Source organism: Dietzia sp. IBK-p2-16D (genome assembly GCF_057773085.1).
In genome coordinates, this window is the sequence record NZ_JBYMTL010000003.1 from 194,639 (window position 1) to 215,538 (window position 20,900).

Consider the following 20,900-nt stretch of genomic DNA (forward strand, 5'->3'; position numbering starts at 1 on the left):
CCTACCGAGCGGAGCGGGGTCAGGTGGCGCGGATCAACTTCAGCACGTCGTCACCGTACTCACTCAGCTTGTGCGCCCCGATCCCGCCGATCCGGCCCAGTGCCCGGGTGTCGGTGGGCCGCTCGCGCGCGATCTGGGCGAGCGTGTCATTGGTGAACACCGTGTAGGCGGGCTTACCGATCCGCTCCGAGGTCTCCTTGCGCCAGTCGCGCAGTCGCTCGAACAACCCGGTATCGACCTCCACGGAGCATTCCGGGCACAGGCCCAGAGCACGGTGCATGGGTCCGGTCAGTTTCTCCCCGCACCCGCGGCACCGTCCCTTGTCCGAGGTGTCGCCGGACCCCCGGGGTCCGACGGGGGTCTGCGCCGGACGGACGGGGTCGAGGAAGCGGCTGGGCCGACGGGTGGCCCGTCCCCCGGCGCGGCGACTTCGACTCCAGGACACCGTCAGGTGCTCGCGGGCACGGGTGACGCCGACGTACAGGAGGCGCCGTTCCTCCTCGATGGCGTCCGGCCCCGCGTTGATCGCATGGCTGATCGGCAGACTCCCCTCGTGCACACCGATGAGGAACACGGCGTCCCACTCCAGCCCCTTGGCGGCGTGGAACGACGCCAGTGTCACCCCCCGCTCGTCCGGGGCGTGGCGCGCCGCCGCCCGCTCACGAAGTCCCGCGACCACCGGGAGCAACCCCTCGCGGGCCTCGACGGTGGCGATCTCCTCCGCGAGACCCACCAGCGAGTTCAGTGAGTTCCAGGTCTCCCGGGCCTGTGCACCGGACGGCTCGGCGGCCGTGAGGCCCAGGGGCTCCAGGGCCTGCCTGATGACGGCGACGATCTCCGTGGGGTCGGTCAGCTGCGCGTACGCCTGCGACCGGGCCTCGTCCGAGCCGTCGATCAGTCGGTCGATCGCCGACATCGCCCGGCGCACGACCGGCCGCTCGAAGAAGCCCTCGCCACCCTTGAGCCGGTATCCGATCCCCGCTTCGTCCAGGGCCGCCTCGACCCGCTCGGACTGGGCGTTGATGCGGTACAGCACCGCGATCTCCGCGGGGTCCATCCCCCCGTGGACGAGATCGGCGACAGCTCCCGCCACCGCCTCGGCCTCGGCGTCCTCGTCGGGATACTCGGCGAGAACCGGATCCGGACCCGGCGGCCGCATGCCGCGCAGGGTCAGCCCGGCGCTGCGGAAGCGTCCACTACCGGCCCCGATCACCGCGTTGGCCAGGTCCACGACCTGTGGGGTCGAGCGGTAGTCGGACTCCAGGCGTACGACGGCCGCCCCCGGGTAGCGGTCGGCGAAACCGAGCAGGAAATCCGGTTCGGCACCGGCGAACGAGTAGATGGTCTGGTTGACGTCACCGACCACCGTGAGGTCGTCCCGGTTGCCCAGCCACGCGGTGAGCAACCGTTGCTGGGCCGGGGTGACGTCCTGGAACTCGTCGACGACGAAGCAGCGATACCGATCCCGGAACTCCTCCGCGATCGCGGGAACGTCCTCCACGAGCTCGGCCATGTGGCTCAGGAGGTCGTCGAAGTCGAGCATCCGGACCGGTCCGGACACCTTGAGGTCCTCGTACGCGCGGAACGCGCGCGCGACCTCGGGGGCCGGGACCGGCAGATCGCGGCCCAGCGCGACCGCCTGCTCCGCATAGGTGTCCGGGGTGAGCAGGCTGGACTTGGCCCAGCCGATCTCGGTCAGGACGTCGCGGATGGTCTCGGTGGCGGGGTCCAGACCGGCCCGTCGCACGGCCTGGGCGACCGCGCGGAACTGCCCATCCAGGAGTTGCCAGGGCTCCTCCCCGTACACCCGGGGCCAGAAGTACGACAGGTTGCGAAGGGCGGCCGAGTGGAATGTCCGCGCCTGGACGGGTCCGGTCCCGGCGTCCGCGACTCCCAACCCCGCCAACCGCATCCGCAGCTCCCCGGCGGCGCGGGCGGTGAACGTCACCGCCAGCACCTGGTCGCCGCGGACGTGCCCGGTGGTCACCAGGTGGGCGATCCGACGGGTGATCGTGCGGGTCTTCCCCGTCCCGGCGCCGGCGAGGATGCAGACGGGTCCACGTGGTGCCAGCACGGCGTGCCGCTGCTGCGGGTCGAGGCCCTCCAGCGCGGACGTCGCACCGCCTCCCCGTCCGACAGCCCGACCGGAACCCGGGCCCGATGTCGCGCCTGTTGTCGGGCCTGTTGTCGGGCCTGTTGTCGGGCCTGACCCCGCGCCGCGCCGCATGTCACTCACGCCCCCATCGTGGCATCCGGCTCCGACATCGCGCCGGAGGCCTCCCCCCCGGGATGATTCCCACGGTCGCGCGCGTTACACCCCGTCATGAGCGATGAGACGACGAACGACGATGCCGGCGCCCTGACCCTGTACACCACCACGTGGTGTCCCTTCTGCACGCGGCTCAAGAAGCTGCTCGACGAGAAGGAGATCGACTACACCGAGATCGATGTGGAGGCCGATGCCGAGGCCGCTGCCTTCGTCGAGAGCGTGAACGGCGGCAACCGGGTCGTCCCGACGGCGCTGTACTCCGACGGGACCACCGCCACCAATCCCCCGGCGTCGCAGGTGCGCGCCAAGCTGGCGGAGCTCGCCGGGGCCTGACACGCGGACCGTCCCGCCCACCCGGGCCCGACGGCGACGCCGGAGACCCTGGTCTCAGGCGTCGCCGTCCCCGTCGACGGCCGCGACCCAGGAGCGCAGCATCACGTGCGCGATGGAGACCGCCGGCGCCACCATGAGGTCGCCACGGCCGGCCAGCGCGTCACGCACCCGGTCGACGTCGAACCAGGCGGCCTCGCTGATCTCCTCGTCCTCGAGCACGATGGGCGCATCCGGGTCCGCGATGGCGTGGAAGCCGACCATGAGGGACCGGGGGAACGGCCAGGGCTGACTGCCCAGGTAGCGCACGCGGTCGACGACCACGCCCACCTCCTCGGCGACTTCGCGGCGGACGCAGCCCTCGAGGGATTCGCCCGCCTCCACGAACCCGGCGACGTGTGAGTACATGCCCGCGGGCCATATCGGCTGGCGGGCCAGCAGGACGCGGCGCCCCCCGTCATGGACCAGGCAGATCACGGCCGGGTCGGTGCGTGGGTACTCGAGGCCGCCGTGGAACGGGTCCTCGATCGCCCATCCCGCGTCCACCCTGCGCGGGTGGTGGGTGCGGTCGCGCCCACGCACGTTGTCGCGATGCCATCCGAGCAGGGCCATGGCCTGGGCGGCCAGAGACCCGTCACCCTCGACCAGGTCCGCCCCGCAGGATCGGAGCGAGGTCACCGCGGGGTCGGCGGGGAGCTCCTCGACCGGGACCGCCCAGATGTGCCGCGCGTCCTCGGTCCGCCCGAGGAACACGGCCTCCTCGGGGAGCGCGTCGGCGAGATCTACGGCCGGCTCCAGGCGGATCCGCTGCCGGTCACCGGGTGCCGGCTCGACGGCGAACCTGTTGCGTCGGTCCACCTTCATGACGCGGGCCGTCGCCCATCCCCTGGTCAGTTCGTCGGTGTCCTGCCGTAGGGGCGCAGCCCTGTCGGGTGCCGCCACCGCGAGCACCGGGTCGGAGTCGAGGGTGAAGTCCAGCGGCATCGTGTGGGGTCCTTTTCGCGGGGGCGTGACGGGCGCCACCGAGCGTAGCCCGGTCCCCTCGGCATCCTCGCGCTGCCCGTGCCTCAGCCGGAGACCATCCGGATGTAGAGCAACCGGTCGCCGCTCTCGAGTGCGTCCGCCTCGGACTCGTTGACCTTGATGAGCTGCCCCTTGCGCACCACACCGAGCACGAGTTCGGCGAGGTGTCGGGGCGAGCCGCCCACCTCGGACTCCTCGACCCGCCGTTCCGCGATGGAGAAGCCCTCGTCGGGGGTCAGCAGGTCCTCCATCATCCCCACGACGGTCGGGGTGATGGTGGCCAGGCCGAGGAGCCGTCCCGTGGTCTCGGCGGAGACGACCACGGAGTCCGCGCCGGACTGCTTGAGCAGGTGTTTGTTGTCGCTCTCGCGGACCGTCGCGACGATCTTGGCGTTGGGCGCGAGTTCCCGCGCGGTGAGGGTGACCAGCACGGCCGTGTCGTCCGAGTTGGTGGCGACCACGACCGCGGAGGCCCGCGTGAGTCCCGCCAGTTTGAGTACATCGGATCGGGTGGCCGAGCCGTGGACGGTGACCAGTCCGTGGGCGGCCGCGGCCTTGAGCGCCTGGGGGTCGGTGTCGACGACGACGATGTCGTCCGGGGCTGTGTCGTCGGCGAGCATCGCCGCGATGGCGGACCTGCCCTTGGTGCCGTACCCGACGACGACGGTGTGATTGCGCACGTGACTCCTCCATCGCTGGATCTTGAAGGCCTGACGGGACTGCTCTGTCAGCACGGCCAGTGTGGTGCCGACGAGCAGGATGAGGAACACGAGGCGCAGCGGCGTGACGACGATGGTGTTGATCAACCGCGCCTGCTGGGTGATCGGGGTGATGTCGCCGTACCCGGTGGTGGAGAGGGAGACGGTGGCGTAGTAGAAGCAGTCGACGAGCGTCATCTCACCGCCCGGGCCGCCGCCGCCCGTGTAACCACCGCGGTCGAGCCACACCACGAGGACCCCGAGACACAGTGCCGTGAGCGCCATCGCGACGCGTTTCCCGATCAGCCGCCAGGGCGTCTCACTGTGTTCCGGGATGCTCACCACGCCCACGAGGGCGTGGTCGGGGCTCTCGTCCAGCGGATCGTGACCACGGAATCGCGACGCCAGTGCGCGCTTGTTGACCATGGGACTCCGTTTCCGCGACGTGTCCCTCGGGGGACCCTGCCGTCTTCGACATGAATAGTCGCCTATCGCACGCCCCGGGACAACAACCGACCCCGCCCGGGGCCCTCCGAGAGGATACGGAGCAGCTCATCGGCGTCCGGCAGATCGGCTGGTTCGATCGTGCGCCCGGATCGCACATAGTGGAACGCGGCGCGCACGCTCTCGAGCTCCACGGGTCGTCCCAGGCGGGCGGTGGCGATCTTGGCCCAGGCGTAGCGGTAGACCGCCAACTGGAGGGCCACGGCGGGCATGTCGCGTTCGGCGGGCACGCGTCCGGTCTTCCAGTCCACGATGATCCACCCGTCGCCGTCCCCGGCGGCCCCGAACACGGCGTCCATCCTGCCGCGCAGCAGGTGGTCGCCGAGTCCCACCTCGAAGGGCACCTCGACCGCTTCGGGGGTCATCCGTGCCCACGGGGACGACTCGAACGCCTCCTGCAGTGCGGTCAGGTCCGCCTCGGACAGTCCGTCGACGGCACCCTGGTCGCCGGCGCCGGGCAGGTCGTCGATGTCCAACAGGTGGGTGGCACCGAAGCGGTGCTCCAGCCAGAGGTGGAACCGGGTGCCGCGCCGCGCGAAGCGGTCGGGGCGGAAGGGGACCGGTCTGCGCAGACGGTCCGCGAACTCCCGGGGATCCGACGCCAGGGCGACGATCTGGCCCGCGGTGAGCCGGCGGGGCAACACCACCTCGTCCCGCTCTTCGGCCGCCCGCCGCGCGTCGGCGAGCAACGGTGCCGCGGCCAGGTGCCAGCGACGTGCGGCGCCCGCTTCCGGTGGGTCCTCGTTCTCGGGGTCCACGGGCACGGCCGCGTCGACCGCACGGGCCACGGTGACGCGGTCCGGCGCGGCCGGGCGTGGCCACGTCGCCTCGACGATGGTCGCCGTGGCGGGATTGGTGGGAGTCGGTGTGACGACGAGGTGGTCGACCTCGCCGGGCGGGTCTTCTCCCCCGCACGCCTCGACGACCTCGTCGAGGAACTCGGAGGGCCCCTTGGGTTTCGCGGTCGCTCCGATCCAGTGCGACCCGGAGAGCAGCAGTGTCCGCTCCGCTCGTGTCACCGCCACGTAGAACAACCTGCGGTCCTCGTCCAGGGAGCGTCGCTTGACCCGCTTGATGTGGCTCTCCAGGGCGTTCTGGAGGAGTTTCCGGTCGGTCACGTCGTCGAGCCGGGGCACCGGGACGCCGCCCGGGTTGTCCTCTGACTCGCGGTCCCCCCGCAACTGCTCGGGCAACTGGGTCGCCGTGCGTACCGACGTCTCGGGCGCCTGGTCGGAGGGGAACACCCCGTGTACCAGGTGCGGAACGGCCACGATCTCCCACTCGAGCCCCTTGGCGGAGTGGACGGTGAGGATCTGCACCCGCCCCGGGGTGGCGGCGACCTCTCCGCGGGGGAGTCCGCTGTCGACAGTGCGAGCGAGGTCGAGGTAGGCCAGGAACGCGTCCAGCCCGGTTCCCCGGTCGGGTCGGAATCCCGCCGCCACCTCCTGCAGCGCGTCGAGTTGTTCGCGAGCCTCCCCGGCCCCGGCGCGTTGGCGGAGACGCACCTCCGCGTCGAGTCCCAGTGCCTGCTCGGCGGCAGCGACCAGGCGGGCGGGGGGTGCGGAGGATCGGGCGCGCAGACCCGAGATGATCCCCGCCAGTTCGCTGATGCGCGCCGCGCCGGCCGGGCTGTAGTCGCGCGCCGGACCCGGGTCGGCGAGGGCGTCGGCCAGCCCGGCCGAGTCGGTCTCCTCTCCCCTGGCGATCGCGTCGAGGATGTCCTCCAACTGGTCGAGGCCGGTCACCGCCCCGCCCGGGGTCGCCGCCCGACGGAGCGACAGGTGCGAGGCACGCCGGGCGAGCGCGGCGAGGTCGGCGGCTCCCAGTGCGAAGCGTGAGCCGGTGAGCAGGCGCAACAGCGCGGCTCCGGCCCCCGGGCGTGCGATCACCGTGAGCAGTGAGACCACATCTGCGACCTCGGGGACGTCGAGCAGTCCCCCCACGCCCACGACCTCGACGGCCAGTCCGCGCGCTTCGAGTGCGTCGGCGATCGCCGCCGAGTCCCCGTTGCGCCTGACCAGGACCGCGGCGGTCGGTGTGTGCCCGTCCCGGGCGGCCGCACGGTATCGCTCGGCAATCGCGTCCGCCAGCCATTCGCGTTCGTCCGCCGCGGTGTCGAGGACCGCGACCTTGAGGTCGGCGGGCTCGGCACCGGGCCGGGCTCGCAACTCGGGGACGGGGATCGACCCCGGTCGGCCCCGCAGCGGCTCGGTGATCCTGTTGGCCAGTGTGAGTACCTCCGGGGGGTTCCGCCACGAGGTGGTGAGTTCGCGCAGGTGCGAGCGCTGACCGCCGGCCAGGGGGAAGTCCTCACGGAACCGGTCGAGGTTCGAGGCCGAGGCCCCGCGCCAACCGTAGATGGACTGCATGGGGTCCCCGACTGCGGTGACCGCCGGCACCGGCCCCGCCCCGCCTCCGAACAGGGACGCGAGCAGGACGCGCTGCGAGTGCCCGGTGTCCTGGTACTCGTCCAGCAGGACCACCCGGAACGCCCGGCGCTCGGCCTGTCCGACCTGGGGGTGGTCGCGGGCGACCGCGGCCGACAGGGCCATCTGCGAACCGTGGTCGAGAGCCGACTCGGCGCGCATGCGTTCCGCTACCGCGTCCACCAGGTCCGCGAGTTCGTCGCGATGCCCCTGCACGTCGGCCGTCTCCCGGAGCCACTTCGTGGGGGTCTGGTGTTGCCGCGGGCCGGGGGGCAGGGTTGCGATGAGGGTGGTCACCAGGTCCGGGTGTGTGCGCAGATCGTCTGTGGTGACGAGGTGGTCGGACAGTTGGCCCGCCAACGCCAGGACATCCCGTGTCACCTTGCCGGGGTTCGATCCGGTCATCAGGGGGCTCTCCCACCTCGACACCACGTCGTGCGCGAGCTGGAAGGCGGCGGTGGGGGTGAGCAGCCGCGAGTCCGGTTCGACGGGGACGAGCAGTCCGTACGTCCCGAGCAGTGTCCCGGCGAACGCGTGGTAGGTCGAGATCTGTGGGTCCTCGGTGCGGATGGCCTCGGCGACCCCGGGGGCGGCTCCCGGGCCCGTGCACAGAGGACTGCGTGCGAGCGCGTCGAGTCGCCGGCGGATCCGGCGGGACAACTGCTGCGCGGCCTTACGGGTGAAGGTCAGGCCGAGGATCTCCCCCGGTCGTGCGTACCCGTTGGCCACCAGCCACACCACGCGGGCGGCCATCGTCTCGGTCTTTCCGGCACCCGCTCCCGCCAGGACCAACGTCGGTTCCGCCGGACCCGCGATCACCTCGGCCTGCTCGCGGGTCGGCCGGTGGATTCCGAGCGCGTCGGCGATGGCATCGGGCTCGATCGTCGCGGTCATCCGATCACCTGTTCTCCCTCGGGCTGCGCGGGGCAGCTGGATCTGACGTCGCAGTGGTCGCACCAGCGGCCCGCTCTCGCCGAGTAGGACGGCCCGACGGTCGCGCGGCCCGCCTCCGTCACCCGCCGGGTGAGCGCCTCGGCCGCCTCGGCCCCGAGCGGGTCCTGGGTCCGTTCGGCCGGCATGCGACCCTCCCGACCCGCCAGATAGAGCAGGAGGCCTCCGCCCGGGTCCCGCCCCGCGGCGGAGTCGACCGCCCCGTTGGCCAGGGCGAGTTGGTAGAGGGCGAGCTGCGGGTGGACGGCTGCATCGGCCTGGCTCGCCACGGCACCGCCGGTCTTCACGTCGACCGGGATCACCTGCCCCGCCGTGGTCGCCTCGAGCCGGTCGATCCGACCCCGGACGCGCACGGGGCCCTCGACCTCGAACTCGAACGGCTCCTCGACCCCGGCGGTGGTGTACTCGCCGCGGGTCGAGGAGCGCCACAGTCGGAACGTCTCTGCCATCTCGACCATCGATTCCGCTCCCCGCTCGGCGAACCACCCGCGGGCCATCGTGAGCGCCTCGGCTCGGCGCAGGACGGCCGCGCGTACCGCGTCCTCGGAGATCCCTCCCTCCACCGCCTGTGTGAGCGCGTGGACCGCCGAGCCCCGGATGAGCGGCGCCGCCGATCCGGCGTCCGACGAGTCGCCACGCATCTTCTGGAGAAACCACCGGAGGGGGCACTCCTCCAGGGCGCCGAAACCGGACGGCGAGAGGACCGCGAGGGGCACGCCGGGCGTCGCGGTGACCACCGGCTCGGCCGTGGACGGCTCGGCGGCGCCGAACCAGGTCCGCGGATCGGCGACCCCCACCCCGGCGTCGCGGAGGCCGGCGAGGAGCCCGGCCGCGTGACGGGCGTCTTCCGGGTCGGTCGCCGGGTCGTGCAGAGCCGCCCGCAGATCGACGGCCAGGTGCGGCAGGGTGAACACGGTGGGCGCGTGCGGGGGTGGGCCCGTCACCTGCCCGGTCGGGGCTGTGGTGGGGGCCACGGTGGCCAGGTCGGAGATCTCGTCGATGAACCGGGACGGGGCCACATCCCCCTGCTCCGGTGACTCGACCGCGGTCACCAGGAGATGATCGCTCGCGCGGGAACAGGCGACGTAGAACAGGCGACGTTCCTCGGCCGAGCGGGCGGCGGCGGAGGACACGGCCCGCTCGGCCTCGGACGGCACGGGACCGTCGCCGGCGATCTCGGTCAGATCCACCAGTTCGTCGACCCCGAGCAGCCCGGACCGCCGGCGGGGTGCGGGCCACACCCCGTCCTGCACGCCACACACGGCCACGGCCCGCCACTGTCTGCCCACCGCGGCGTGCGCGGACAGCACGCTGACCGCCCCGCCGCGGGCCCTGGTGTCCGCGCGACCGGGCGCGGGCAGGTCCTCGCCGGAGACGATGTCGCAGAAGAGCGCCACGGATCCGCCGGGCACCCGGTCGACGAAGTCGGCCGCGTGGTCGAACAACGACACGACCGCGTCGAGTGAGCGGTCCGCGGACCGGGACCACGGGTCGGCGGCCACTGCCTGACGGACGAGCCGCCGCTCCAGCCGGGACGCCGACCACGCCGCCCAGAGTGCCTCCTCCGCGGTCCCGCCCGCCTCGAGCTCCGCCAGGACGGCCGCCCGGGCCCGTCGGATCCTCGTCACCGGCGCGAGCTCCACGGCGGTGAGGCCCGGCGGGATCTGGTCCTCCGCCGCGAGGACCAGCCGCCGCAGCGTGTCCGCGCTCGGTTCGGTGCCGCCTATCCCGGAGCGCCGCAGGCCGCGCCGGAGGCGACGCATCGCGACCGCGTCGGCGCGACCGATCGGGCCCGAGAGCATGGCCAGGGTCCGCTCGGCGTCGGTCCCGGCCTCGCCCTCCACCGCGGACCGCACCAGGAGAAGCAGCCCGGACGCCACGGGATCGTGGGCCGGCGGGATCTCCGCACCCGCGTCGACGACGGGGACGTCCGCGGCGTCGAGGGCCGCCAGGAGCGCATCCGCCACCCGCGGCAGGGAGCGGGTCACCACGGCCATCTCCCCGTAGTCGATACCGTCCAGGACGTGGCGGCGACGGAGGAAATCCGCGATGACGGCCGCCTCCCCCGCGGCCGAGCCCGCGACGGTCACCCCCACCGAGCCCTCGGCACCGCCGGTCGATTCGCGGGGGCGGTGGCGCGCGGCCCCGGGGAGCCGCGACGCGACACGCGCCGCGACCGCCGTGATCGCCGGCGACATGCGGTGTCCGGCGTGGAGGTCGACGGCGCGGCCGCCCTGGTCCACCACGGCGCGCGCGAGCCCGCCGTCCGCCCCGCGAAACCGGAACACCGACTGGTCGCCGTCCTCGACCACCAGCAGCACATCCGCGCCGCCACCGACCGTCGCCACGAACTCGGCGGCGAGGGGATCGAGATGGTGCGCGTCGTCCACCGCGACGAGCCGGCGTGACCGGAAGATCTCACGGAGATCGGGATCCGCGGTGAGTGCGTCGAGGGCGGCCCCCACCAGTTCCGCGGCGTTGAGCGCCTCCGGGATGTCGGACTGCCCGGAACGCACACCGGAGCGTAGTGCCATCTGCTCCTCGTGGCGGCGGAAGAACCCGGCGGCGGCGACCCACGCGGGCCGACCCGCGGTCCGTCCCAACCGGGCGAGTTCGCGTGGTCCGATGCCCCTCTCCAGCGAGCGCAGGAGCAGGTCGCGCAGTTCGCGGGCGAACCCGACCGTGGCCAGGGCCGGACGCATCTGCTCCGGCCAGTGCGGCGCCCCGTCCGCCAGTTCGCCCGACAGGGTCTCCCGCACCACCGCGTCGTGCTCGGCCCCGGTGCGCAACCGCGGGGGCGGTGCATCGGCCCGCGCGGCCGCCAACCGGACGACCGCGTGGGCCAGGGAGTGGACGGTGCGGACCGGCGCATCGGTGCCCACCACGAGCTCCGGAGGCAGGCCGCGGGTGGACTGTTCGAGCAGGGCGGCCGCCGCCGTCGCCGAACCCGTGAGGACCAGGACGCCGTCCATGCCCACCCCACCGGCCACCGCCGAACGCACCACGTCGACGATCAGCGAGGTCTTCCCGCTACCCGGGCCCCCGCGGACCACCCACCGATCCTGCCGACCGGTCCGGGCGCCCGACCAGTCACGGCCGAGGAGATCGTCGAGATCTGCCGGCCAGGATGTCCCCGGATGGCCGACCGCGCGGTCGGCGCGGGCGGCGCGGTCGGCGCGGTCGGCGCGGTCGGCGCGGTCGGCGCGGTCGGCGCGGTCGGCGCGACCAGCGGTCGGGGTGTCGACGGGCTCTGTCACGGCTCGATGAGACCACACGCCTACGACATCGCCCCGCCGCGAGGGTCAGCGCAGGGTGTCCTCGAGCATGTTCGGGCGGCAGGCGGTCCGCGAGACGACCGTCATGATCACCAGGACCACCGTGAGGAACGCCAGGCCGGCACCGAGCCCGGGTCCGTCGAACAGCATGCCGAACACGAGCGGCCCCAGGGACGCGGCCGTGTACCCGACGCCCTGGGAGAACCCCGAGAGCGCAGCGGAACCCGCCTGTGTGCGCGTGCGGAGGTTGATCAACGTCAGGCAGAGGGGGAACGTGCTGGGCCCCACCCCGAGCAGGCAGATCCACACCCACGCCGCGCCGGGCGCCCAGAGCAGGCCGGCGAACCCGGCCAGATAGGACACGACGGAGACGACGACGACGGCGTACGGGTCCTCGAAACGGCCCGCGGCCCACGGCACCACCAGGGCTGCGACGAGCCCGATCGCCGAGTAGACGGCCAGCGCCAACCCGCCCTCGGCGCGGGTCATCCCGATCGACTCGGCCACGGCCGGGAGCCAGGTGAAGAACGCGTACGTGCACAGGGAGTTGGTGCCGAAGAACAGGGCCAGGGCCACGCCGACCGGCGAGCGCCACGGGCGGATGCGCCGGGCCGGGGCGTCGGTGGCACCGTCGACGTGGCGGGGCGGGGCGGTGGGCACCCCCGGGTTCAGGATCTCGACGATCCACGGGATCGCGGCGACGACGGCGAGGACCGCCCACCAGCCGATCGAGACCCGCCACCCCGCGGCCTCCTCGACGGGCACGGCGACCAGCGCGGGAACGACGGTGCCCAGCTGCAGGCCGGTGATGTAGGCCATGCTGACCGCGGCCACGTGCCGCGGGAAGTACTTCTTGACCAGGGGCGGGGCGACGACGTTGCCGATACCCATCCCGGCCAGTGCGATGAGGGACCCGACCCCCATCACTACCGGGTCGTGGGCGAGGGCCCGGATGATCTGACCCGCGGCCGCCGCGACCATCGCGAGGACCGTCAGCAGCTCCAGGCCCATCCGACGCAGGACCATCGGGGTGAGGACACCCCACACCGCGAACATGGCGGTGGGGACCATGCCCAGCAGTCCCATCCCGGCGGCGCCGAGACCGATCTCGGCGTCGATCACCCCGAGCAGCGGGCTGAGGGAGGTCACGGCCGTCCGGAGGTTCAGCGAGACGAGGATGACACCGACCAGAGCAACGAGCGGGAACGCGAGGGCGCCCCGGCGGGTCGACCCCCGCGGGGAGTCGGGGCTCATTCGGCGGTGTCCCCGACGAACTCGCCGACCTCACGGGCCATCGACTGCAAGCCGTCCATCGCGTGCGGCCGCGAACCCGGGTGGAGAGCGTGCACCGCCAGGCGGAACACGGCGGCGCGCAGGACCATCTGGGGCCAGTGCTCGAGATGGCGCCACCTGCGGAGGACCCCGGAGTCCACCGTGCCCCACGACAGGTGGTCCACGGCGACGACCGCGGCCGACCACGAGGCGGGCCGGGCGTAGGGGACGACGTCGGTCAGCGCCGGCTCGGCGGAGGAATCGAAGAGCAGTCCCCGGGCGAGGTCCCCGTGGACCACGCCGGCCACTGTCGTCCCGACCGGCCGGCGATGTCGGATCAGGCCCGTCGCACCGAGCAGGGCGGCTGCGCGGTGGGTCGCGAAAGGGGTGCCCCGGTCCTCCATCCCGGGGGCGAGGTCGTGCTCGGGATCACCGTCCCAGGCGGCCGCCTCGGCGAACGAGAACAGGTCGGTCTCGGCCCACGGCCTCGTCGCCGGGCGGGTGGCCGGGCGCGGTCGCTCGACGCCGGCGAGCGCCGCGTTGATCCGGGCCGACCACGCGATGGTCTCGTCGGCGCGCGCCTCTGGCCGACCGGTGACGACCCTGTCGGCGCGCCATCCGCTCACGACGTGCCGACCGTCGCGGGAGCGGACCGGCAGCGCGACCCGCAGTCCCGTCACATCGAGTTCCTCGCGGACCCGGGCGGACCAGTTCGCCAGTGCGGTGTCCGCGACGGGCCGGAGTACGAGGGCGGCCCCGGACGTCGACACCAGCCAGCCGGTACCGGAGCCGGCGATCACGGGGACGGCAGGGCCGTCCGCCACGCCGAACGCGCCGCGGACGTGTTCGGGGACGCTCACGTCGTTCACTCCGCCCACGCTACCCATCCGCCCACGCTACCCATCCCCACGGTCAATACCCGGGCAGGGACGGGTCGACGTCGCGTGTCCAGGCCTCGATCCCGCCCGCCAACGATCGGACCCCGGCGAAACCGGCCCCGGCCAGGGTCGTGGCGGCGCGGGCGGACCGCACACCCGACTTGCAGTACAGGACCAACGGCCCGCGGGCGGCGGCGCGACCGAGGACACCGGTCGGATCACCCGCGTCCTCGGCTACGGAGTCCAACGGCACCCACACCGACGGGTCGATCCGGGCGATGGACCGCTCCCCCGCCCCGCGGACGTCCACGAGGACCGGGGCGGGGGCACCGGAGGGCCCGGCCCCGCCCAACTCCTCCGCGAGCTCGGCGGCGGTGACGGTCGGCGACCCGGGTGTCGGCACCTCGCAGGAGACGTCGTCGGCGCCGTCGGGCAACCGGGTGACCGGTTCCCTCGACGGGTCCGGGCGGATCGTCACCGTCCGGTGGGTGGACTCGAGCAGATCCATGAGGACGAGGCGCCCGAGCAGCGGCTGGCCGGCACCGGTCACGAGCTTGACGGCCTCCATGGCCATCATCGACCCGACCGTGCCGCACAGGGCGCCCACGACACCGGCCTCGGCACAGCTGGGCACCGACCCCGGTGGTGGCGGCGACGGGTAGAGGTCCCGCAGCGTCACCGGGTCCGCGGGTGCGGGCGGGCGCGACCAGAACACGGCGAGCTGCGCCCGGAACCGGTCGATGGTCCCCCAGATGAGCGGGATCCCGGCGATCTCGCACGCGTCGGAGACCAGATACCGGGTGGCGAAGTTGTCACTGCCGTCGATCACCAGATGATGGCCCTCGAGCAGGGCACCGATGTTCAGTGCGTCGAGTCGCGTGTGGAGAGCCTCGACCTCGACCCCGGGGGCCAACTCGGCCAGCCGGTCCCGGGCCGAATCCACCTTCGGTCGGCCCACCGCTCCCACGGAGTGGATCACCTGCCGGTGCAGATTGCCGAGGTCCACCTCGTCGTCGTCGACGACCGTGATCCGACCGACCCCCGCCGCGGCGAGGTACATGAGCACGGGGGCGCCCAGGCCGCCGGCGCCCACGACGAACACCGACGCGGCGCGCAGGCGACGCTGCCCCTCGTCACCGATCGCGCCGAGCAACAGGTGCCGCGAGTACAGTTCCCGCTCGTCCCTGGTCAGCTCCGGCACCGGGTCGACCAGGGGTGGGAGTACGCGCTCCGCCGCCCCGCCCACGGCACTCATCTCGTCACCGGGGGTCCGTCGGGGAACGGCCAGGCGTTGTATCGACACGTGTCGTCGTTGTCCGGGACGACACCCTCGGGATCCAGCTTGTGGATGTCGCCGTTGTTCACCCCGAACGTCTGCTGCATCATGATCGGCGCCAGTGCGCCGTCGGCCGGGCAGGGGTCGTGCGCCGGGTAGCCGATCGCGTGGCCCACCTCGTGGTTGACCAGATACTGCCGGTATGACCCGATGTCCCCCTGGAAGGACCTCGCCCCACGCACCCAGCGGGCCAGGTTGAGGTAGACGCGTCCCGTGGCGGAGTTGTAGCAACTCGCCTCGAGTTCGATGTCGTACCCGCAGTTCTCACGAACCGTGATGGGGCTGGCCAACGAGACCCGGAAGGCCGGCTCGGCCCCGGTGACCCGCTGGAACGCGACGGCCCCGTCCGCCGTCCAGCTCTTGGGGTTGGCGAGCGTCGCGTCGACCATCCGGGCGACCGACTCGTCCCCTCCGAAGTCGGTGGTGTCGATCCCGTCCTCGATCTCCACCGTGTAGGTGTACCGCTCGGCCGACGGACTCCCCACCGGATCGGTGTCCCCGGGCACGGTCCTGAACCCGCCGCCCGCGGCCTCGACGAAGGGGCCGCCCTCCGGCAACTCCCCGCTGGGCGGGACCTCGCCCGTCGCGGGAACCCCGACGACGGCCGGTGTCTCCTCGGCGCGGACGACCCGCTCCTCGTCCGACGTCCCCGGCGAGACGATCGCGTCCCCGATCACCAGTGCGGTGAGGACCAGCAGGACCGGGATCGCGTACGCCCGCCAGCCCCACGTGGAGAAGAACCGGCCGATCGCGGTCTGCCGGGGCAGGTGATCCCGTGACCCGGGCACCGACCGGCGACGACCCGGGGTCGACTCCTGCGGGTCCCACGGCGCGCGCAGCGGCTCACCGTGCGGAGGGTAGTACGGCGCCCGCTGACGGCCCCCGGTGTCCACACCGTCGGGCGTCCGGCGACGGCCGTCGCTCATCGGTACACCTCCACGTCCGCTCCTGAAGTCAAGGCCTACACGATCCCACATGCGGGGTGAGGCGCCTCCTCCCGCACTCCGCCGGTGCAGGTATTGTCCGTCTGGCCCGGACGCCTGTCGACTCCCGCCCGGGCGGACAGGAGCCAGCACATGCCGAGCCCGGACGGACCCTTCCCGGCCGCCCCGGGCCGCGCGAGGGCTGCCCGCCTCCCCCGGGGGGCCCGCCGCAGCCAGCTGATCGACGCCGCCGGGACCGTGTTCGTGGACCAGGGCTTCCACTCCTCCGGGATGGACGACATCGCCGTCCTGGCCGGCGTCTCCAAACCTGTGCTCTACCAGCACTTCGACTCCAAGCGGGACCTGTACATCGAGGTACTGCGCCACCATGTGGACGAACTGCTCGGGCGCATCCGCGCCGCGCTGGACTCGACCTCGGACAACCGTCGCCGGGTCGAGGCCGCCGTCGACACGTTCTTCGCGTACGCCGACTCCGACACCCGCGGCTTCCGCCTGGTGTTCTACTCCGAGTCCGGCGATGAGGATGTCCGGCGGGAACTCGACCGGGCCACCGACGGCTGTATCGAGGCGGTCCACGACCTCGTCCGCGGGGATTCCGGTCTCGACGCCCACCGGTCGCGGTTGTTGGCCGTCGGACTGGTCGGCGCCAGCCGCGTCAGCGCGGGGCACTGGCTCGACGCCGGCCGACCGATCCCCCGCGCGGACGCGGTCTCCACGACGGTCACCCTCTGTTGGGGTGGCCTGTCGAAGATCCCGCGACACGGAGGGGACCGCCCCGGTCCGGGCGATCAGCCGACCTAGGTCCCGGTTCCCGGTCCGGACCCGGGTCCGGACCGGGAACCGACCCCGGGGCCGCGGGGACCGTCACCGCGGACCCCGCGGGGTCTCCAGCCCCTAGGAGAGGAACCCGACCGCGCGGCGCGCGGTCTCCCCGATCTCGACGTACGCCACCCGATCCGTGGAGACGAGGTAGCGGCGCCCCTTCTCGTCCTCGAGCTCGAGGACGGACTTGGCCTCGGCGGTCAGGGCCGCCTCGACGCGCTTGTAGACGTCCTCCGGCGCCATCCCGGTCTTGAACACGAGCTCACGGTTGCTGTCGGCGATGCCGATCTTGACCTCCACGGTGCCTGCCCTTCTCGTCGTAGGCGCCTGTCACGCCGTCTTCGGTGATACGTGCGATCCAGGCTAGCCCGACGTGCTCGGAAGGCGGCGGCACGGGATAGGATGTGTGCACGTGGATCACTCCCCGGATCCGGATCGCTCCGGTGTCGGGCGCGACAGGTCCGCGTGGAAATGTGCGCGCGCCCCGCTCGCGAGGCCGGACCTTGTGCGGCCCGAACCATCCGCGCGCGAGACGAGAAAGGCACCGCCCTGTCCACCACAGATGTCACCACCGAAGAAGTCGACGGCATGGCCACGACGACAGCCGTCGTCGACGCCCCGTCCTCCGACTCCTCCCCCAGCTTCGCCGAGCTCGGCGTGCGACCCGAGATCGTCACCGCGCTCGCCGAGCGCGGGATCACCCACACGTTCGCCATCCAGGAGCTCACCCTCCCCCTGGCGCTGGCGGGATCCGACCTGATCGGTCAGGCCCGCACCGGAATGGGCAAGACCTACGGGTTCGGTGTCCCGCTCCTGCACCGCATCGCCACCGGCGAGGCGACCAGGGAGCTAGACGGGACCCCGCGGGCACTGATCATCGTCCCCACCCGTGAGTTGTGCGTCCAGGTCACCCAGGACCTCAAGATCGCCGCCACCGGACTCACCGCACCCTCCGGCTCGGGCACCCGCCCGCTCAAGGTCCTCGCGATCTACGGCGGCACGCCGTACGAGCAGCAGACCGAGGCCCTGGAGAAGGGCGTCGACGTGGTCGTGGGCACGCCCGGGCGCCTGCTCGACCTCGCGAACCAGTCGAAGCTCGTCCTGGGCAAGGTCGAGGCGCTCGTCCTGGACGAGGCCGACGAGATGCTCGACCTGGGGTTCCTGCCCGACATCGAGAAGCTGCTGCGCATGGTCCCGGACAAGCGCCAGACCATGCTCTTCTCGGCCACGATGCCGGGGCCGATCATCACCCTGGCGCGGACGTTCCTCACCAAGCCGACCCACATCCGGGCCGAGGCCGCCGACTCCGGTGCCACGCACGAGAACACCACCCAGTACGTCTACCGGGCCCATTCACTCGACAAGCCCGAGGTGGTCTCGCGGATCCTGCAGGCCGAGGGCCGGGGCGCGACGATGATCTTCTGCCGCACCAAGCGCACCGCCCAGAAGCTGGCCGACGATCTCGCCGAACGTGGCTTCCGGGTGGGGGCGATCCACGGCGATCTCGGCCAGGGTGCCCGCGAGAAGTCGCTCAGGGCGTTCCGTTCCGGTGACGTCGACGTGCTGGTCGCAACCGATGTCGCGGCTCGCGGGATCGACGTCGACGACGTCACCCACGTCATCAACTACCAGTGCCCCGAGGACGAGAAGACCTACGTGCACCGGATCGGCCGCACCGGCCGTGCAGGGCGCACGGGTGTCGCCGTCACCCTCGTGGACTGGGACGACCTGCCCCGGTGGGGTCTGATCGACAAGGCGCTCGGGCTCGAGTCCGGCGAACCCGCCGAGACCTACTCGACGTCCCCGCACCTGCGGTCCGACCTCGGGATCCCCGAGGGCGCGGGCGGGCGTGTCGGCGCCGCCACCGGAACCGGTTCCGGCCGCCGCCCGGCCGACCGGGAGTCCCGCGGATCCACGCGGGAGACCGGGACCGGATCGCGGCCCCGCCGACGACGTACCCGGACCGACGCCTCCGGCGCTGACGGGTCCCCGGCGCCCACCTCGTCCGGTGACCCCGCTCCCGGGACGGCGACCGGGGATGATTCGGCCGGCTCCGGGGATGCACCCGCGCGGCGCCGCCGTCGCCGTCGGCGCCCCTCGTCGTCGTCGTCCGATCAGTCCGGTCAGGACTGACCAGGCCACCACGTCCCCACCCACGGCACGTGCGCGCAGACAGTCACGCCTCCGGCGGCCGGGGCCGCCGGGTCCTCGGCGTGCCCTCCGAACGGGCGACACGCCGTGACCTGGTGGCCGCGGCCGTCATCGTCGTCGTCATGGCTGTGGTCGCCGCCACCGTTCTGCTGTCGGGCAGCGCGGCGCGATCTCAGTTCGGTCCTGCTGACGACGAGCAGCCCGTCTACGGTCCCGCCGTCGAGCGACCCGCCTCGCTCCGCCCCCTGTGGTCCCACGCCTCGGAGGGCACGGGAGCCCCGCTGACCACCAAGGGCAACCTCGTCACCCTCGACGCCGACGGGACCCTGGTGGGTCGCGACGCCGGCTCCGGGGAGCAGCGGTGGGCGTACTCGCACGCCGGCCGCTTCTGCGCGGCCACCTTCTACGCCGACGTCCTGGCCGCCGCCTTTCAGGGCGCCGCCGGCTGCAGCGACGTCACCGCCCTCGACCCGACGACGCAGCAGTACACGAGCACCCGGCAGAGCGCCTTCTCCGACGGGATGGAGTTGACCTCGACGTGGCGGCACGCGCTCGCCTCCGGCCCCGACCGGCTCGAGATCTGGCGCGACGACCTGGTCCGCACCGTCGAGTACGGCTCCGTCGAGGCACCCCAGGAGGCGGACATGCAACCGCGCGCCGGGTGCACGCTCGGAACGGCGGACCTCACCGACGACCGGTTCGCGGTCGCCGAACGCTGCCCCGGTGACGACTCCGCACGCCTCACCCTGGCCGAGACCGTCCCCGAGGACAGTCGCAAGCCCGAGGAGATCGCCTCGGACACCACCGGAGCCGACGACCTCTGGATCATCGATGTCAGCGACGACGGCGTCCTCGCCCTGACCAGCCGCGACGGTGCCTGGGCGGTGGAATGGTTCACCGCCCCTCGGCAGTACTCCCCCGTCCTGCGGCTGGACTCCGAACCCGCGATGAAGCCCGGCGTCCCGACCCTGTCCGCCGACGAGACGCAGGCGCGGTGGTACGACGGCGCCTCCACCCACGCCTTCCGGACCGACACCGGCCAGCACTCGTGGACTGCCGGAGGGACCACCGGCCCGGGTATGACCGGCGGGTGGTCACCCGACCCCGAGGTCCGGACCGCGCGGGACTGGGTGCTCATCCCCGTCGCCGGCGGATTCGGGCTCCTGGACCACGACACCGGATTCGAGACCCTGCGGCTGGGCGCCACCGGCACATCAGGCGGCGGCGTCACCGGGCTGGCACAGATCGGCGACATCCTCTACGAACGCCGGGCCGGGCAGATCCACGCCTACAAACTGCTGACCTGACCGCGCCCCGGGAGATCTCCCCGGCGCGCAGGCCGACGCGGTCGGTCAGGTGGCATACCACTCGACGGCGTCACGCCGGAACAGCGCCACCAACGCCGTCGCACACACCGCCGCGAGGATGATCCCGGCCAGGTACTGGTGCGACCCCACCCCGACGTACCACGCGACGAAGAGCAGCAGCAGCTCGGCGATCACCACCAGACCACGCCCCCACCTCCGACCGCGCAGCAGCCCCAGGCCCGCCGCCAACAACCCGCCCCCGAGGATCGCGAACCACACAGCGGTCCCGTACCCGCTGATGACCACGGTCTCCTCACGATGGCCCCCGATCGCGCGGACGAGGAGGACCACGGCGACTCCGACCCCGATGAGCCCCTGAGCAGAGGCGATCCAGCCGGCGAGGCGGACCGGACCGGGGATCGCGACCCGGGGGTCGGCCTGGAAACGGGGCTCATCCCGTCGACTCACGTTCACCTCTCAAGAGTATGCGGAGCCGGATCCGGCAGGCCCCACACCCCGGGCGGAGCACACTTCGCTTAGGCCATAACAGCCTCTGGTGTGCGGTTTCGCACCGATTTGACAAAGCGCGTGACGTTTAACACATAGTCGCTCGAGAGGGTTGACTTGTCCCAGAATCGTGGGACGATCATTTGTAACAGCGCAGACACACCGTGTTTGCCTAGCCTTAACCGGGAGCCACTCCGCCAGGAGCGA

General features: G+C 72.6%; 15 protein-coding genes. 4 read left to right on the top strand and 11 right to left on the bottom strand.

The features are described from left to right. Positions 1 to 19: 19 nt before the first annotated feature. Positions 20 to 2,107 carry an ATP-dependent DNA helicase UvrD2 gene (locus AC3DE3_RS08880; protein WP_260489278.1) on the bottom strand — a complete coding sequence of 696 codons (2,088 nt, stop codon included), beginning with the start codon at positions 2,105 to 2,107 and terminating at the stop codon, positions 20 to 22. 216 nt (positions 2,108 to 2,323) lie between these two features. Between AC3DE3_RS08880 and AC3DE3_RS08885 the strand changes: the two genes are divergently transcribed. Continuing rightward, a complete protein-coding gene (locus tag AC3DE3_RS08885; protein WP_488369737.1) occupies positions 2,324 to 2,602 on the top strand; it encodes a mycoredoxin in 279 nt (92 codons plus the stop codon). Positions 2,603 to 2,656: 54 nt separating this feature from the next. Here AC3DE3_RS08885 and nudC read toward each other — a convergent pair whose 3' ends face one another. The 8 genes from nudC to AC3DE3_RS08925 form a co-directional block, all read right to left on the bottom strand. After that, a complete protein-coding gene (gene nudC / locus AC3DE3_RS08890; protein ID WP_488369738.1) occupies positions 2,657 to 3,583 on the bottom strand; it encodes an NAD(+) diphosphatase in 927 nt (308 codons plus the stop codon). A gap of 83 nt (positions 3,584 to 3,666) precedes the next feature. Continuing rightward, positions 3,667 to 4,746 (bottom strand): potassium channel family protein, encoded by a 1,080-nt coding sequence (locus AC3DE3_RS08895; RefSeq protein ID WP_260486904.1) that lies wholly within the window; start codon positions 4,744 to 4,746, stop codon positions 3,667 to 3,669. Between the two features lie 62 nt (positions 4,747 to 4,808). After that, the gene (locus AC3DE3_RS08900) at positions 4,809 to 8,144 is read right to left on the bottom strand and encodes an ATP-dependent DNA helicase (protein WP_488369739.1); all 3,336 of its coding nucleotides are present in this window, start codon (positions 8,142 to 8,144) and stop codon (positions 4,809 to 4,811) included. After that, positions 8,141 to 11,458, bottom strand: coding sequence for a PD-(D/E)XK nuclease family protein (locus tag AC3DE3_RS08905; RefSeq protein ID WP_488369740.1), 3,318 nt, complete (start codon positions 11,456 to 11,458; stop codon positions 8,141 to 8,143). The genes AC3DE3_RS08900 and AC3DE3_RS08905 overlap by 4 nt, the downstream gene beginning before the upstream one ends. A 45-nt stretch (positions 11,459 to 11,503) precedes the next feature. Further along, positions 11,504 to 12,730, bottom strand: a complete 1,227-nt coding sequence (locus AC3DE3_RS08910) for an MFS transporter (protein ID WP_260486907.1) — start codon at positions 12,728 to 12,730, stop codon at positions 11,504 to 11,506. Then, positions 12,727 to 13,617 carry a TIGR02569 family protein gene (locus AC3DE3_RS08915; protein ID WP_260486908.1) on the bottom strand — a complete coding sequence of 297 codons (891 nt, stop codon included), beginning with the start codon at positions 13,615 to 13,617 and terminating at the stop codon, positions 12,727 to 12,729. The genes AC3DE3_RS08910 and AC3DE3_RS08915 overlap by 4 nt, the downstream gene beginning before the upstream one ends. Positions 13,618 to 13,660: 43 nt before the next feature. Next, entirely contained in the window at positions 13,661 to 14,881 is a 1,221-nt protein-coding gene (locus AC3DE3_RS08920; protein WP_260486909.1) for a ThiF family adenylyltransferase, read from the bottom strand. Further along, complete coding sequence (locus tag AC3DE3_RS08925; RefSeq protein ID WP_260486910.1) at positions 14,878 to 15,888, bottom strand: DUF3152 domain-containing protein; 1,011 nt, start codon at positions 15,886 to 15,888, stop codon at positions 14,878 to 14,880. The genes AC3DE3_RS08920 and AC3DE3_RS08925 overlap by 4 nt, the downstream gene beginning before the upstream one ends. Positions 15,889 to 16,038: 150 nt before the next feature. Between AC3DE3_RS08925 and AC3DE3_RS08930 the strand changes: the two genes are divergently transcribed. After that, on the top strand, positions 16,039 to 16,707 hold the full coding sequence (locus AC3DE3_RS08930) for a TetR/AcrR family transcriptional regulator (protein ID WP_260486911.1): 669 nt from the start codon (positions 16,039 to 16,041) through the stop codon (positions 16,705 to 16,707). Between the two features lie 93 nt (positions 16,708 to 16,800). On the opposite strand, the gene AC3DE3_RS08935 is transcribed toward AC3DE3_RS08930, so the two are convergent. Next, positions 16,801 to 17,028: a DUF3107 domain-containing protein gene (locus AC3DE3_RS08935; protein WP_260486912.1), complete on the bottom strand. Its 228-nt coding sequence runs from the start codon at positions 17,026 to 17,028 to the stop codon at positions 16,801 to 16,803. A gap of 219 nt (positions 17,029 to 17,247) precedes the next feature. On the opposite strand from AC3DE3_RS08935, the gene AC3DE3_RS08940 reads away from it, so the two are divergent. Beyond that, entirely contained in the window at positions 17,248 to 18,861 is a 1,614-nt protein-coding gene (locus AC3DE3_RS08940) for a DEAD/DEAH box helicase (RefSeq protein ID WP_396119808.1), read from the top strand. 29 nt (positions 18,862 to 18,890) lie between these two features. Further along, a complete protein-coding gene (locus tag AC3DE3_RS08945; protein WP_488369741.1) occupies positions 18,891 to 20,186 on the top strand; it encodes an Rv3212 family protein in 1,296 nt (431 codons plus the stop codon). 45 nt (positions 20,187 to 20,231) lie between these two features. On the opposite strand, the gene AC3DE3_RS08950 is transcribed toward AC3DE3_RS08945, so the two are convergent. Beyond that, the gene (locus tag AC3DE3_RS08950) at positions 20,232 to 20,660 is read right to left on the bottom strand and encodes a hypothetical protein (protein ID WP_260486915.1); all 429 of its coding nucleotides are present in this window, start codon (positions 20,658 to 20,660) and stop codon (positions 20,232 to 20,234) included. Positions 20,661 to 20,900: the final 240 nt, after the last annotated feature.

Excerpts from the sequence above, each read along its gene's own strand:
- AC3DE3_RS08920 (WP_260486909.1), bottom strand. The coding sequence starts at position 14,881 with ATGAGTGCCGTGGGCGGGGCGGCGGAGCGCGTACTCCCACCCCTGGTC.
- nudC (WP_488369738.1), bottom strand. The coding sequence starts at position 3,583 with ATGCCGCTGGACTTCACCCTCGACTCCGACCCGGTGCTCGCGGTGGCG.
- AC3DE3_RS08925 (WP_260486910.1), bottom strand. The coding sequence starts at position 15,888 with ATGAGCGACGGCCGTCGCCGGACGCCCGACGGTGTGGACACCGGGGGC.
- AC3DE3_RS08895 (WP_260486904.1), bottom strand. The coding sequence starts at position 4,746 with ATGGTCAACAAGCGCGCACTGGCGTCGCGATTCCGTGGTCACGATCCG.
- AC3DE3_RS08930 (WP_260486911.1), top strand. The coding sequence starts at position 16,039 with ATGCCGAGCCCGGACGGACCCTTCCCGGCCGCCCCGGGCCGCGCGAGG.
- AC3DE3_RS08900 (WP_488369739.1), bottom strand. The coding sequence starts at position 8,144 with ATGACCGCGACGATCGAGCCCGATGCCATCGCCGACGCGCTCGGAATC.
- AC3DE3_RS08910 (WP_260486907.1), bottom strand. The coding sequence starts at position 12,730 with ATGAGCCCCGACTCCCCGCGGGGGTCGACCCGCCGGGGCGCCCTCGCG.
- AC3DE3_RS08885 (WP_488369737.1), top strand. The coding sequence starts at position 2,324 with ATGAGCGATGAGACGACGAACGACGATGCCGGCGCCCTGACCCTGTAC.